Origin of the sequence: Rhizobium sp. Root274 (genome assembly GCF_001429245.1) — a bacterium.
In the GTDB taxonomy this organism is placed as follows: domain Bacteria; phylum Pseudomonadota; class Alphaproteobacteria; order Rhizobiales; family Rhizobiaceae; genus Allorhizobium.
The window spans coordinates 865,345-878,358 of sequence record NZ_LMJE01000001.1 but is presented as its reverse complement, the minus strand read 5'-3'; the positions used below and the strand labels follow the sequence as shown (position 1 = coordinate 878,358).

Genomic DNA, 13,014 nt, shown 5'->3' with positions numbered 1-13,014 from the left:
CTACATCCGGTGCGAGGCGGCGGACAACAGCACCGGAATTCAAAAACACATCCGCTGTCAGAGCAGCGAAAGCTGGACCCCATCGCTGTTGGGCGACAGGAAAAGATCCTCGCGAAGATGGAGGCTGCGGCGCATCAGACCAAGCCGCTTCGTTGCCATTTCGAAGCGCCGGCTGATCTGCCAGGCATAGGGACCGGCCCCCTTCATCCGCTTGCCGAACTCCGCGTCATAATCCTTGCCGTCGCGCATGGAGCGCACCAGCGACATCACGTGGCGATAGCGGTCCGGATAATGCTGCAGCAGCCAGTCGCGAAACAGCGGGCTCACCTCGAGCGGCAGCCGCAAAAGCACATAGCTCGCCTCTGAGGCACCAGCAGCCTTGCCGCTGTCGAGGATGCGTTCGATCTCATGATCGTTCAGCGCCGGAATGACAGGGGCCATCATGATCGCCACGGGAATACCGGCTTCCGACAGCGTCTTGATCGCTTCCAGCCGCTTGGGCGGCGTCGATGCGCGCGGCTCCATGGTCCGGGCAAGCTTCCGGTCGAGCGTGGTCACGGAAATCCCGACCTTCACCAGGCCCCGTTCGGCCATCGACTTCAGGATATCGATGTCGCGCAGGATGAGCGCCGACTTGGTGACGATCACCACCGGGTGGTTGGCCTTGTCGAGGATCTCGAGGATCTGGCGCATGATCCGCCATTCCCGCTCGATCGGCTGGTAGGGGTCGGTATTGGTGCCGATCGCGATCGGTTTCACCTTGTAGCCTGGCTTCGACAGTTCGCGCTCCAGGAGACGCGGCGCATCTGGCTTGGCAAACAGCTTCGCCTCGAAATCGAGGCCGGCAGACAGGCCCATATAGCTGTGGGTGGGCCTGGCAAAACAATAGATGCAGCCATGCTCGCAGCCGCGATAGGGATTAATCGAGCGGTCGAAGGGAATATCAGGCGAATCGTTGCGGGTGATGACAGTGCGCGGCTTTTCGACCTGCACTTCCGTCTTGAACGGCGGCATCTCCTCCAGCATCTGCCAGCCGTCATCGAAGGCCACCCGTTCGAGCTTTTCGAACCTGCCGGACGGGTTCATACCCGCTGCCCGTCCGCGCCGGCGGTCGATCTCGATCCGCAGGCCGGAGGCGCCCATGACTGCATCGGCAATATCTGCCGTATTGCCGGGCTGAAAGGCAGCCTGGCTCACAAGAGACAGCTCGTTCATGTTTGCTCCTCGCAGGCTTCGGTGGCCCGCTCAATGACTTTATTCCTAAGCCACAAATGAGAACAATGCAAGAACAAACTTCATGAATCTCTCAGTGGCAAAACTTTGTGCAATGCGATAGATGTAGGCAATGCTGACAGTCGTCATGGAATGCCACGATCAGGAACCGGAACTCGCACAGACGCTGTCCGTGCTGGTGGCTGGTGCGGTCGAGGGTCTGGTGAGCGATGTGATCGTCCTCGACCATGGTTCGCAGGACGGCTCTTCGACCGTCGCAGATGCCGCCGGCTGCCGCTTTTATCAGCAATGGGACATGAAGGACGTGCTGGCGAAGGCTCGCGGCGAATGGCTGCTTCTGGTCGAGCCGGGTGCCCGCCTGGGCGCCGGCTGGATCGACGAGGTGGCTGAGTATATGGCCCTCCACGGCGTCCCGGCGCGCTTTTCCGAAGCCCGGCTCTATCGCCTGCCGTTCTACCGCCGCATTACGCGTCGCAGCGCGCCACTCGAAACGGGGCTGCTGATCCCCAAGCGCCAGGCATTGGCTATCGTCGATTCGCAGACGGATCTGTTGCAGCTCGCGCGGGGTCACAAGGCGCGGCGTCTGGCGAGCGAAATCATCCCATCCCGGGTCGCGCGCGAAGCCCGCCGCTAATAGCCAGGCCTCAGCCTCCCCGCTTCAGATGCTCGTCGAGCCGCGGCATGATCTCTACGAAATTGCAGGGTAGGTGACGATAGTCGAGCTGCAGCTTGATGATCCCGTCCCAGGCATCCTTGCAGGCGCCGGGTGAGCCGGGCAACACGAAGATGAAGGTGGCATTCGCCACCCCGCCGGTCGCGCGCGACTGGATCGTCGACGTGCCGATCTTGTCATAGGAGATGCGGTGGAAGACTTCCGAAAAACCGTCCATCTTCTTCTCGAACAGCGGCTCCAGCGCCTCTGGCGTTACGTCGCGGCCGGTAAATCCCGTGCCCCCGGTGGTGATGACAACATCGATCTCGGGGTCTGTCGTCCAACCCTGCACCTGTTCGAAGATCGCTGCCTTGTCGTCTTTCACGATTGCCCGTGCCGCGAGCCGGTGACCGGCCTCCGCGATCCGCGCCACGAGCGTATCGCCGGAGCGGTCATCAGCGGTTGTGCGCGTGTCGGACACGGTCAGCACGGCGATGCCGACCGGGATGAAGGGGCGGCTTTCGTCGATCCGGCTCATGACGGTTCTCCGGCGATCGTGTGGGTGAGCAAGACATACCAGTCCGGCCGATAGTTGGACAGGGCAAGGGCTGCCCTCAGCGCAAAGGCCTCGCTTTCATAAAGACCGAAACAGGTGGCGCCGGAACCTGACATGCGCACGAAGCCGGCAAGGCTCTGGCGAAGATAGTCACAGGCCTCGGCAATCTCCGGCACCAGCGCCTCCGCCGGTGGCTGCAGATCGTTTCGCAGGCCGGCAAGGCCCACCAGCCAGCCGGTAGCGTCGCCCTCGCGCGGCAGCATGCCAATCGCAGCATTGTCACGACGCGCCAGCCGCCGAAAAATCTCCGGCGTGGAGACGGCTTTCATCGGATTGACCAGCACGATCGGAAAGGAGGGAAGGGTGATCGGCTCCAGCTCTTCACCGATGCCTCGGGCCCGAAGCGGCCTCGACATCAGGCACATCGGCAAATCCGCACCGAGTTTGAGCGCGATGGCCTGAAGTCTGTCCTCGGAAAGCTTGGCCTGCCACAGCCGCATCAAGCCGCGCAGCGTGGCCGCCGCATCCGCCGAGCCGCCGCCGATCCCCGAGGCGATCGGCAGGTTCTTGTCGAGAGTGATCGCAACGGGTCCATGGGGCTGCCCGGTCTCGTCGAGGGCTGCCCTGAGCAGGTCGCGGGCGCGCAGCACCAAATTGCCGTCCTGTCCGGCCGGATCGAAGGCCAGCACCGAGCCGAAGCGCCCGGCAAGCGTCAGGCTGTCGGTCTCGGCCGACACGAAGCTCAGCTCGTCCCCATCCTCGGCGAAGGTCACAAGACTGTCGATCAAGTGATAGCCATCGGCACGCTGACCGGTCACATGCAGAGCGAGATTAATCTTGGCCGGAGCCGTCTCCTCGACGCGCCCCGGCGCTATGACCTCGGCAGCCGTCATCGGCATCAGGTCTTCTTGTCGTCTTTCTTCGGCTCGGCGGCCGGTTCGGCATTCACCTTCGCCGCATCCGATTCGATCGGCGGCAGACCCTTTTCGATCTTCGCCTGGATCTTCGGGATTTCAGCTTCTTCCGGCTCTGAAGCCAGCGCCCGCTTCCACTGGAAAGTGGCTTCGAGCTTGCGGCCCACGCGCCAGTAGGCGTCGCCAAGATGATCGTTGATCGTCGCGTCACCGGCCTTCAGCTCGATCGCCCGTTCCAGCTCAGTCACAGCCTCGTCGAAGCGGCCGAGGCGGTAATAGGCCCAGCCAAGAGAATCGACGATGTAGCCGTCGTCGGGGCGCAGCTCTACGGCCTTCTTGATCATGTCCAGACCCTTGTCCAGGTTCCGGTTCATGTCGACCCACGAATAGCCGAGATAGTTCAACACCTGCGGCTGGTCCGGATTGAGCTCTAATGCCTTGTTGAAGTCCGGCTCCGCCTTGTCCCACTTCTTCAGCCGCTCATAGGCGATGCCGCGTTGGAAGAAGACCGACCAGTGATTGCGGTTCGGGGCGGGCCCGATCATCTCCACGGCCTTGTCGTAATTCTCCGCCATCGCCGCATAATCCTTGGCGTCGGAGAGCACGCTGCCATAGGCGAGGTAGCTGCGGATGTCCTTCGGATCCGAGGCAATCAGCGTCTGCAGATGTTTGCGCGCCTCTTCAACCTTGCCCGTCTCAGCCAGCGTCAGGCCGAGCTGCAGCTCGGAGACCCGCCGCATCGGCGAGGTTTCCGGCACCTGGCGGTAGAATTCGATGGCCTTGTCGGCCTGTTCTGCCTTTTCGGCAATGCCGCCGAGCAGGATCAGCGTATCCGCAGCCTTCGCGTCCAGAGCGCGGGAGAACTGCAGATAAAGCATCACGGTATCTTCCGCACCGTCGCGGTTGAGCGCGCCACCGATGGAGAAGAGAACACCGGCCGCACCTTGCGCCGCCGTCTCAACAGTCGGCTTCGGCTTGCGGCCGGCCTCGATTTCATCACGAAGTGCCTTGAACGGGGCGAAATTGGTGATCAGCTCGTCGCCGGCCGACAGCGCATCAAGCGCCTTCTGCTTGTTGCCGGCATTGGCCTCGAGCGTGGCAAGTGCCATGACCGCGCGGGCGAACGTGTCAGGCGCTGTCGCCCCGCCATTGCGGTCCGTGACCGTTTCGCTCAGCGCCTTGCGCGCCGTGTCCACGTCGCCGGTGACACTGGCGATTGCGCCGATATTGTAGCTCTTGAAGATGCCGTACCAGCTCGGACCTTTCAGATCCTGCAACTGCTTCAGGGCTTCCTTGCCCTTGCCCTGACCCACCTTGGTCCAGGCGATCAGCAATTCGTTCATCAACCGGTCGAGGTCGTTCGGCCCCTCGTATTTCAGTGTCTTCAGCGCTCTTTCGTAATGGCCGTCGCGGATGGCCTGGAAGCTCAAGGCAACCGACGTCACCCGTTCGACTGCCGGATCCTTTTCCAGGAGCTTGGCGAGCTTGGCGCCTTCATCGAAATCACCGTCCATGAACAGCGCAATCATCAGGCGCTGCTGCAGCTCGAGCTCGTTCGGCGAAAAATCCAGAGCCTTCTTGTAGAACTGGATGGCGTTCTTGTAGTCGCGATCGGCCTCGGCGGTGCGCGCGGCAAGGAAGGCGCCGGCAAAGGAGTCCACGGTACCGTAGTCGAAGCTTTCGGTCGCATCCGGCGCAGCGGGCTTGGAAGATGAGGCCGATTGCGCGAAGGAGACGCCGAGGAGCAGCGCCAGCGCAGTGCCGGCGAGGATGCGAAGGGCGGGACTTTGCCGCATGAACGAGCCTTTCAGGAACCGATGACAAGCATTCTCGCCCACACGGACGACACGCGATGATTCACGCACAGAATGGCTTTTTTGAAGCAGCCTCGCAAGGCGATCCACAGCTCTCGCGTCAATTGACGCGCGAGATGCAGAAATCGATCACGTCGTTCAGCGCGTCTTTCCACGGCGAGTTCGGCAGCGGCGCCAGCGCATCGCGCGCAATGGTGCCGTAATGCTGAGCCCGCTGGATTGTGTCGGTGAGGGCTCCGTATTTCCCGATGAGGCCGAGCGCCTTCTCCAGCCTGGTATCGTCGTTTTCGCCCCCTTCGATGGAGGCTTTCCAAAAGTCGCGTTCGGCAGCGGTCCCCCGGCGATAGGAGAGGATGACCGGCAGCGTGATCTTGCCCTCGCGGAAATCGTCGCCGACATTCTTGCCGGTTTCGGCAGCCTTGCCACCGTAATCCAGCACGTCGTCGACCAGCTGGAAGGCAAGGCCGAGATTCATGCCATAGGACTTGAGCGCACTGCGGGTCGCCCGGTCGGTCCCAGCGACGATCGGGCCGACTTCGGCAGCGGCCGCAAAGAGCGCAGCAGTCTTGGCGCGAATGACCGCAAGATAATCGTCTTCCGTCGTCTCCATGTTCTTGGCGACGGAGAGCTGCAGGACTTCACCCTCGGCAATCACGCAGGCCGCCGTGGAGAGAACGTCGAGTGCTTCCAGCGACCCGACTTCCACCATCATGCGAAAGGCCTGGCCGAGCAGGAAGTCACCGACAAGCACGCTCGCCTGATTGCCCCAGATGGTACGGGCCGTCGATTTCCCGCGACGAAGATCGCTTTCGTCCACCACGTCGTCGTGCAGAAGCGTCGCCGTGTGCATGAACTCGACGGAGGTCGCGAGCTTGATGTGATGGTCGCCCTCATAGCCGAACATGGCGGCCGTCGCGAGCGTCAGCATGGGGCGCAAACGCTTTCCGCCGGATGAAATCAGGTGGTTCGCCACCTCCGGAATCATCTGCACATCGGAGCCGGCCTTCGACAGGATCAGCTGGTTGACGCGCTCCATTCCACTTTTGGTCAGGTCCACCAGAGGCTTGACGGATGCCTGTTTGTTTTTGTTTTCCTCAAGCGGTATGACTACGCCCAACGCACCGGACTCCTGTTCATTTTGGTGCCCGACCATAAAAAGCCGAGGCCTGCACGGCAAGGGGCGAATTGTCCCGCCGGGCCAAACCCAGGAGTTTTCGCAATAAAATGCATGAAATCATCCGAAGCAACGACGTCGTTCTCCTGTCCTTTGCCGAAAGCCTGATGCGCGATGCCGGCATTGGCGTGATGATCGCCGACCAGTCGATGAGCATCCTCGAAGGTTCGCTCGGCATGCTGCAGCGGCGTCTGCTCGTCGATGGCGACTATGTCGATCAGGCCCGACGCATCCTCACCGATGCCGGTCTCGGGGCCGAGCTGCGTGACCGCGACGCCTGAGGCCCGCCATGGAGCCGGTGCATTCTTCGATGACTGACGAAACGATCGACGCCTTTCACCGCGGCGCCTTTCATCTGGTGCAGCCTGTGGGACGCGGCCACCGGGCCGGCATGGATGCCATGTTGCTCGCAGCCCTTGTGGTCGATGACAGGCCCGTCCGCATCGCCGACCTTGGCGCCGGTGCAGGCGCAGCTGGCCTCGCGGTCGCCGCCCGGCTGCCGAAGGCGTCCGTCGTTCTGGTGGAACGCTCACCCGACATGGCTGCCTTCGCGCGAAAGAGCCTGGCCTTGCCGCAGAACGCGGAGATTGCAGAAAGGGCCGAGGTCATAGAAGCCGATGTCACGCTGACTGGCCGCCCCCGTGTCGCCACAGGCCTCGCCGACGACAGCTTCCACCACGTCATCATGAACCCGCCCTTCAACGACCCCGGCGATCGAAAGACCCCGGATGTCCTGAAAGCGGAGGCCCATGCCATGACGAACGACCTCTTCGAAAGCTGGATACGCACGGCCGGTGCCATCACGATCCCCGGCGGCCAGCTGTCCCTGATCGCACGCCCGCAATCGATCGCCGACATCATCGCCGCCTGTGGCCGGCGGTTTGGCGGGATTGAGATCACCGCAATCCATCCCCGGGCCGGCGAAAATGCAACCCGCATCCTCGTAACCGCCATCAAGGGCTCGCGCGCCCGCCTGCAGCTGAGGGCGCCGCTTCTGATGCACGACCGACCGGACGCGCATGCGTTCGCGCCCTTCGTCGACGACCTCAACAACGGACGCATCGGCTATCGCCGCTTGCGTTGAAAACACTGATTTTTAGCCAAACCATTGTGTTCGGCCTGCGGCTCCTTACATCTCCGGTCAGAGTAAGATCGTGAGGAGTTAAGACGCGACCATGGCAGACTTTCTGAAACGGCTGGTTCCCAAGCGCTTCCGCAAGAAGGGTATCGTCATTCCGGTCGTCAGGCTGCACGGGCCGATCATGAGCGGTGGCTCGCGCTTTCGCCCGGCGCTGAACCTCGCGTCGATCGCCGGCCAGCTGGAAAAAGCCTTCGCCATGAAGGACAGCCCGGCCGTGGCGCTTTCCATTAACTCGCCGGGTGGCTCGCCCGTTCAGTCGCGCATGATCTATGACCGCGTCCGCGCGCTGGCCGAAGAGAAGAACAAGCGCGTGCTTGTCTTTGTCGAGGATGTTGCAGCCTCCGGTGGCTACATGATCGCCATTGCCGGTGACGAGATCATCGCGGATGCCACCTCCATCGTCGGCTCGATTGGTGTTGTCTCTGGCGGTTTTGGCTTCCCGGAACTCCTGAAGAAGATCGGCGTCGAACGCCGCGTCTATACGGCCGGCGAAAACAAGGTGATCCTCGATCCCTTCCAGCCGGAAAAGCAGAGCGACATCGAATATCTGAAGACCCTGCAGCTGGAGATCCACGACATCTTCATCGGCATGGTCAAGGCGCGTCGCGGCACTTTGCTTGCCGATGACCCGACCGTGTTCTCCGGCCTGTTCTGGACGGGCCGCAAGGGGCTCGAACTCGGCCTCGTCGACCGGCTCGGCGGCCTGCGCGAAGAGATCAAGTCGCGTTACGGCAAGGATGCAAGGCTCGAACTCGTCGGCGCCCCGAAGGGTCTCTTCGGTCGTCGGGCCCCGGGGATCGGCACCTTTGGTTCGGTCGATCAAATCGCTGCACAGGCCGTCGCCGGTCTTGCCGAGACGCTCGAAGAAAAGGCACTATGGGGCCGCTACGGTCTTTGATCGTGCTAACGTGCAGGGGCTGACGGGCGAGGGGACATGGCGCAGCTGATATTTCTTGTGATCCTGGTGGGCGGCAGCTGGCTGCTCTACCGGAAGTTCGTCAGCGACGCGGAAAAGCTTGCGGCCCGCTCTCGCGCTCGGGAAAAGGAGCGCGAAACCGATGCCATCGGCACTCTGGTGCAGGACCCGGAAACCGGGGAATACCGTCCACGCCGCGAAGAGGATGACTGACTTCGTTCTGCCGCAAATTGAGCTTCCGGTTTTTTGGTGGAGCGACGGAACAATTTTCGGACAGGCGCTTTCTTGTCGTTGTCATACAGCGTGACGCGGGAGTTTGATGAAAAACCAAGATGAATTCCTGGGCATTCGGTGCGACGTCGCGCGGCAGTTGAACACCACTGATTGGGCTGCCACGTCCCTTGGTCCCGTCGAGGGGTGGACCTTCTCGCTGAAATCCATTGTGCGAACCGTGATGTCCACTCGGCAGCCCATGTCGTTCTGGTGGGGCCCTGACCTCCTGCAGTTTCATAACGATGCCTACCTTCCCATGTTGGGCAAACGCGTAGAGCGCGCGATGGGTACTCCCTTCCGCGAGCTGTGGGCCGACGTCTGGAACGACGTCCTGCCCTTCGTCGAGAGCGCTTTGTCGGGCAAGGGTACGTGGCAGGAAAACCTGCCGCTCGTGCTGACCCGCAATGGCTACGAAGAGCAGACCTATTTCACCTTTTCCTACAGCCCGCTTTATGATGACGATGGAACGATCGCCGGCCTGCTGAACACGGTTACCGAGACCACGCAGGCTGTGACCGATCGCAACGCGCTCGAAGCTGCCTATCGGGAAGCGCAGAAGCACCTCGCCGAGCGCGGGCAGTATGAAGACGAGCTGAAGCTGCTCAACCGCGAACTCGCGCATCGTATGAAGAACACGCTGGCCATGGTCCAGGCCATCATCAGCCAGAGCCTGCGCGGTGCCTCCTCTCTCGCAGAAGCCAGCACCACCATCAGCGCGCGCATCCAGACACTCGCCAAGGCTCAGGATCTGCTGACAGGCATGAGCGTGACAGCCGCTGAGATCACCGCCATCACGGATGCAGCACTTGCCCCGCACAGGGACGGCCGCGATCGTATCCAGATGCGCGGCCCGCGGGTTTATCTTTCGGCCCAACAGGCGCTCGGGCTGTCACTCGCCGTCCATGAGCTGGCAACCAACGCCACCAAATACGGTGCCCTGTCCGTGCCGCATGGTCGCGTCGAAATATCCTGGTCGCATCAACTCGGCGACGACTTCACCTTCGACTGGCGCGAAAGCCATGGCCCGGCCGTGTCGGAACCCAGCCGGCGAGGTTTTGGGTCTCGGCTGACCGAACGCATCGTCTCCGATCTGTTCAAGGGCCAGGCTAAGATCGACTTTGCTGTTGACGGCGTTGCCTTCTCGCTGGTCGGCAAGCTGCATCAGGTGTCGGATCTCGACCACTGAGCCGTGAGCCTGCGGCGAAAGCTTTGCCTGTGTCACCCAGGCCCGGCGAAGGACAGACGGGATCGCGGGTGCTTGACCCTTCCCTCGGCTCGTGGCACCAGACGGGCAACAAATGTCAGCCCCTGCCGATGGATAGCCCGATGAACACGCCCCTTGCCCCGCACATGGACCCCAAGCGCTCCTTTCAGGCGCTGATCCTGACGCTGCATGCCTATTGGGCGGACAAGGGCTGTGCGGTGTTGCAGCCCTACGATATGGAAGTCGGCGCCGGCACCTTCCATCCGGCGACGACGCTCCGCGCGCTCGGCCCCAAGCCCTGGCGCGCTGCTTACGTCCAGCCCTCACGCCGTCCCTCCGACGGCCGCTACGGCGAAAACCCGAACCGCCTGCAGCACTACTACCAGTATCAGGTCATCCTGAAGCCCAACCCGTCCAACCTGCAGGAACTCTATCTCGGCTCGCTGAAGGCGATCGGGCTGGACCCGCTGTTGCATGATATCCGCTTCGTAGAAGACGACTGGGAAAGCCCAACGCTCGGCGCCTGGGGCCTCGGCTGGGAATGCTGGTGCGACGGCATGGAAGTCTCGCAGTTCACCTACTTTCAGGCCGTCTGCGGCATCGACTGCTCGCCGGTTGCGGGCGAACTGACCTACGGCCTTGAGCGTCTCGCCATGTATGTCCAGGGCGTCGACAACGTCTACGACCTGAACTTCAACGGCCGCGAAGGCGAAGAGAAGATTTCTTACGGCGACGTCTTCCTGCAGGCCGAGCAGGAATATTCCCGCCACAACTTCGAATTCGCCAACACCGAGATGCTGCATCGCCATTTCATCGATGCCGAAAAGGAATGCCAGGCGCTTCTCGCCGCCGGCGCCCCCTCAGATAGTGAAAACCAGCGCCTGCACAAATGCGTCTTCCCGGCCTATGACCAGTGCATCAAGTCCTCTCACATCTTCAACCTGCTCGACGCCCGCGGCGTCATCTCGGTCACCGAACGCCAGGCCTATATCGGTCGCGTCCGCGCGCTGGCCAAGAGCTGCGGCGAGGCGTTTCTGCTGACCGATGCGGGTGGCGCGAACTTCGGTCGGGCGGCTTAAGTCGCCTCGAAAACTTTCAGAGATATGGTGGTTCAACCTTGAATTGAGTTTAGGTTTCGGTAACATTCCCTCAGCTTATTGAATTGGGGGAATTCATGAATATCGCTCGGTCCGTTGCTTCTTGCGTCATGGTTACACTCTTGCTGGGGGCAGCGGGCGCCGCGCAAGCGGAGACGTCTGACTGGATGTCGGGCAGCGTCGTGTTCAAATACGCAGACAAGCTTGGTAGCAGCGGCATGATTGTCACCAAGATGGATTGCAAGGACAGCGGCAAGAAAGGTCTAGGCGTCGAGAGCGCTCTGGTCCGGCTGCACTACACCGTCAACAGCAAAAACATCGGCTGGGTGATCGACGGCTGGAACAACCTTGAGGAAAATAAGAAATACTGGTCGGGCAAGGGCTTCGCGATCGCCTCCTACACGGTTTTCACCCGGGCGAAATCCGGTTTGCGGTTGTTCTGCACGGTCTACAACGAGAAGTGATTGTGGGCTCGCATGTCATCCGGGCTCTGGTTGCTGACGTCTGCCATGCTCAATGGCGCAATGATCGTCGTCATGATTTTCGTCAGTCTCTACACGTGGTGGCGACTGACCCGATTTAAGGACATGGACCTTGATCGGCCCCACATGTTCCTGATCACCCGTTTGTCTCCCGGGCTAGTGGGTTATCTCGCGCACCAGAACTCCCAAAGTCCCTATCTGTCTGGGATCAAGGCCTCGGCCTATTCGCTGGCGATAGCTGGATTGGCCCGCGTCGCGGAGCGGGAGGGCGAGGTTTCTTTCATTGGCACGAGGCTGAAGCTGTCGAGAAGGCGAATGGCTGCAATTCCGCAGGCGACCAAAGCCGTCTTGGGAAGCTTGCGAGGACAACGGGGCACGCTCAAATTCCTTTCTCTAGACGAGTTGCAGCGCAAGGGGTCTGGCTGTTTTGCAAGCGATGTTCAGCTTGAATACCAGCAACGGGGACGCATTCGGTTGTTCGGATCACCGGCTGTTAGGATCGTCGTTGCTGTGCCGTTATGCCTTTCGATTGCGGCAGCCTACTGTGGAGGCTACTGGCTGATGGAACTGCTGAGCCTCTTCGGAGCAGCGGCAATTACAGGCAACTGGATCAAAACTCTGCATCCCAACCTCTCGGAACAGCATCTCTCGCATCGGCAGGCTGGAATGCTTTTGATCGTCATCTGCACAAGCTTCGTGCTCTTTGGGGCCTTGGCGGCTTTGCTGGCCACACAGGCTGGCTTGCTCCTGGGGCGCACACAGGTGGTGAGCTGGGCCATCGGCTGCACCGGCATCGCATTCGCTGTATGTTGGCCTTTGCTTTTGCGAATACAGTCCCGTGAACAAGATCATATTCGTCGGCACGTGCTCCTCTTGCAGCAACTCATGCAGGAAGGAGAGGATCTCCCGCAGCCTCTCTCTAGCCCGATGTCGGTTGCGCACTTAGAGAGGTACCTGCCTCTCGCGATCGCGCTTGATGCAGAAGGCCCATGGCGGCAAAGGTTTGAGGACTGGCGTATCAAGTCCGGCGGCGCTGTCTACGCGCCCAAATGGCAAGAGGAGATGCCGTGAAGTGTGCGGCCACGCCTTCTTCAAATCAGCGCTGTCGTCCCCGCGATCTGATTGGACTTCGTCCTATCCCTTAAAACTCCAACCCCGCCGCCACCCGGTTCTCGATCCGGACGACCAGCCCGTGGATCTTGGCCATCAGCACGTCGAAGTCGATCGGTTTGGTGAGGTAGCTTTCAGCACCCGCGCCCAGGCCTTCGATCATTTTCTCCCGGTCCGCCAGCGCCGTCAGGAAGACGAAGGGCATGTTGGAGAATTGTGGATGGTTGATCTGCAACTCGCCGAGCATCGAGATCCCGTCCATTTCCGGCATGGTGATGTCTGAAATCACGATGTCTGGCCGGTCTCTCAGGATCTTGTCCAGACCTTCCTTGCCGTTTTCCGCCTGCAGAACGCGGATGCCCGCATCTTCCAGCTCTTCGACGATCAGTTCACGGACGTCTCTTTCGTCCTCGACGCACAGTACCGTGATCATGCTGTCCTCCTTTTC

At 61.3% G+C, this 13,014-nt stretch carries 15 protein-coding genes; 9 read left to right on the top strand and 6 right to left on the bottom strand.

The window, feature by feature from the left end; all coding sequences use genetic code 11:
* Nucleotides 1–57: 57 nt before the first annotated feature.
* Nucleotides 58–1,215, bottom strand: a complete 1,158-nt coding sequence (locus tag ASE36_RS04530; RefSeq protein WP_062275959.1) for a PA0069 family radical SAM protein — start codon at nt 1,213–1,215, stop codon at nt 58–60.
* 130 nt (nt 1,216–1,345) lie between these two features.
* Here ASE36_RS04530 and ASE36_RS04525 point away from each other — a divergent pair, with 130 nt between their 5' ends.
* Nucleotides 1,346–1,867, top strand: a complete 522-nt coding sequence (locus ASE36_RS04525; protein WP_062275957.1) for a hypothetical protein — start codon at nt 1,346–1,348, stop codon at nt 1,865–1,867.
* Between the two features lie 10 nt (nt 1,868–1,877).
* Here the strand turns inward: ASE36_RS04525 and moaB are convergent, their stop codons facing one another.
* From moaB to ASE36_RS04505, 4 genes are all read right to left on the bottom strand, one after another.
* Nucleotides 1,878–2,423, bottom strand: coding sequence for a molybdenum cofactor biosynthesis protein B (gene moaB / locus ASE36_RS04520; protein ID WP_062275955.1), 546 nt, complete (start codon nt 2,421–2,423; stop codon nt 1,878–1,880).
* Entirely contained in the window at nt 2,420–3,334 is a 915-nt protein-coding gene (locus ASE36_RS04515; protein ID WP_062278062.1) for a 4-(cytidine 5'-diphospho)-2-C-methyl-D-erythritol kinase, read from the bottom strand. Before ASE36_RS04515 ends, moaB begins: the two co-directional genes overlap by 4 nt.
* Nucleotides 3,335–3,339: 5 nt before the next feature.
* Entirely contained in the window at nt 3,340–5,151 is a 1,812-nt protein-coding gene (locus ASE36_RS04510) for a tetratricopeptide repeat protein (protein ID WP_062275953.1), read from the bottom strand.
* Nucleotides 5,152–5,269: 118 nt separating this feature from the next.
* Nucleotides 5,270–6,286, bottom strand: a complete 1,017-nt coding sequence (locus ASE36_RS04505; RefSeq protein ID WP_062275951.1) for a polyprenyl synthetase family protein — start codon at nt 6,284–6,286, stop codon at nt 5,270–5,272.
* Between the two features lie 107 nt (nt 6,287–6,393).
* Here ASE36_RS04505 and ASE36_RS04500 point away from each other — a divergent pair, with 107 nt between their 5' ends.
* From ASE36_RS04500 to ASE36_RS04465, 8 genes are all read left to right on the top strand, one after another.
* Complete coding sequence (locus tag ASE36_RS04500; RefSeq protein WP_062275949.1) at nt 6,394–6,624, top strand: DUF2007 domain-containing protein; 231 nt, start codon at nt 6,394–6,396, stop codon at nt 6,622–6,624.
* Between the two features lie 29 nt (nt 6,625–6,653).
* Nucleotides 6,654–7,427, top strand: a complete 774-nt coding sequence (locus ASE36_RS04495; protein ID WP_062278059.1) for a tRNA1(Val) (adenine(37)-N6)-methyltransferase — start codon at nt 6,654–6,656, stop codon at nt 7,425–7,427.
* A gap of 91 nt (nt 7,428–7,518) precedes the next feature.
* Nucleotides 7,519–8,382, top strand: coding sequence for a S49 family peptidase (locus tag ASE36_RS04490; protein ID WP_062275947.1), 864 nt, complete (start codon nt 7,519–7,521; stop codon nt 8,380–8,382).
* A 36-nt stretch (nt 8,383–8,418) separates the two neighbouring features.
* The gene (locus tag ASE36_RS04485; protein WP_062275945.1) at nt 8,419–8,613 is read left to right on the top strand and encodes a hypothetical protein; all 195 of its coding nucleotides are present in this window, start codon (nt 8,419–8,421) and stop codon (nt 8,611–8,613) included.
* Between the two features lie 241 nt (nt 8,614–8,854).
* Nucleotides 8,855–9,859 (top strand): PAS domain-containing sensor histidine kinase, encoded by a 1,005-nt coding sequence (locus ASE36_RS04480; RefSeq protein ID WP_274533375.1) that lies wholly within the window; start codon nt 8,855–8,857, stop codon nt 9,857–9,859.
* A 164-nt stretch (nt 9,860–10,023) separates the two neighbouring features.
* The gene (locus ASE36_RS04475; RefSeq protein ID WP_062278053.1) at nt 10,024–10,956 is read left to right on the top strand and encodes a glycine--tRNA ligase subunit alpha; all 933 of its coding nucleotides are present in this window, start codon (nt 10,024–10,026) and stop codon (nt 10,954–10,956) included.
* Nucleotides 10,957–11,051: 95 nt separating this feature from the next.
* Entirely contained in the window at nt 11,052–11,438 is a 387-nt protein-coding gene (locus tag ASE36_RS04470) for a hypothetical protein (protein ID WP_082510830.1), read from the top strand.
* Nucleotides 11,439–11,450: 12 nt separating this feature from the next.
* A complete protein-coding gene (locus tag ASE36_RS04465; protein ID WP_156378559.1) occupies nt 11,451–12,527 on the top strand; it encodes a hypothetical protein in 1,077 nt (358 codons plus the stop codon).
* 70 nt (nt 12,528–12,597) lie between these two features.
* Here ASE36_RS04465 and ASE36_RS04460 read toward each other — a convergent pair whose 3' ends face one another.
* Nucleotides 12,598–12,999: a response regulator gene (locus ASE36_RS04460; protein ID WP_062275939.1), complete on the bottom strand. Its 402-nt coding sequence runs from the start codon at nt 12,997–12,999 to the stop codon at nt 12,598–12,600.
* Between the last annotated feature and the right edge of the window lie 15 nt (nt 13,000–13,014).

Excerpts from the sequence above, each read along its gene's own strand:
- ASE36_RS04490 (WP_062275947.1), top strand. The coding sequence starts at position 7,519 with ATGGCAGACTTTCTGAAACGGCTGGTTCCCAAGCGCTTCCGCAAGAAG.
- ASE36_RS04515 (WP_062278062.1), bottom strand. The coding sequence starts at position 3,334 with ATGACGGCTGCCGAGGTCATAGCGCCGGGGCGCGTCGAGGAGACGGCT.
- ASE36_RS04500 (WP_062275949.1), top strand. The coding sequence starts at position 6,394 with ATGCATGAAATCATCCGAAGCAACGACGTCGTTCTCCTGTCCTTTGCC.
- ASE36_RS04480 (WP_274533375.1), top strand. The coding sequence starts at position 8,855 with ATGTCCACTCGGCAGCCCATGTCGTTCTGGTGGGGCCCTGACCTCCTG.
- ASE36_RS04465 (WP_156378559.1), top strand. The coding sequence starts at position 11,451 with ATGTCATCCGGGCTCTGGTTGCTGACGTCTGCCATGCTCAATGGCGCA.
- moaB (WP_062275955.1), bottom strand. The coding sequence starts at position 2,423 with ATGAGCCGGATCGACGAAAGCCGCCCCTTCATCCCGGTCGGCATCGCC.
- ASE36_RS04485 (WP_062275945.1), top strand. The coding sequence starts at position 8,419 with ATGGCGCAGCTGATATTTCTTGTGATCCTGGTGGGCGGCAGCTGGCTG.
- ASE36_RS04525 (WP_062275957.1), top strand. The coding sequence starts at position 1,346 with ATGCTGACAGTCGTCATGGAATGCCACGATCAGGAACCGGAACTCGCA.
- ASE36_RS04460 (WP_062275939.1), bottom strand. The coding sequence starts at position 12,999 with ATGATCACGGTACTGTGCGTCGAGGACGAAAGAGACGTCCGTGAACTG.
- ASE36_RS04495 (WP_062278059.1), top strand. The coding sequence starts at position 6,654 with ATGACTGACGAAACGATCGACGCCTTTCACCGCGGCGCCTTTCATCTG.
- ASE36_RS04470 (WP_082510830.1), top strand. The coding sequence starts at position 11,052 with ATGAATATCGCTCGGTCCGTTGCTTCTTGCGTCATGGTTACACTCTTG.
- ASE36_RS04510 (WP_062275953.1), bottom strand. The coding sequence starts at position 5,151 with ATGCGGCAAAGTCCCGCCCTTCGCATCCTCGCCGGCACTGCGCTGGCG.
- ASE36_RS04475 (WP_062278053.1), top strand. The coding sequence starts at position 10,024 with ATGGACCCCAAGCGCTCCTTTCAGGCGCTGATCCTGACGCTGCATGCC.
- ASE36_RS04530 (WP_062275959.1), bottom strand. The coding sequence starts at position 1,215 with ATGAACGAGCTGTCTCTTGTGAGCCAGGCTGCCTTTCAGCCCGGCAAT.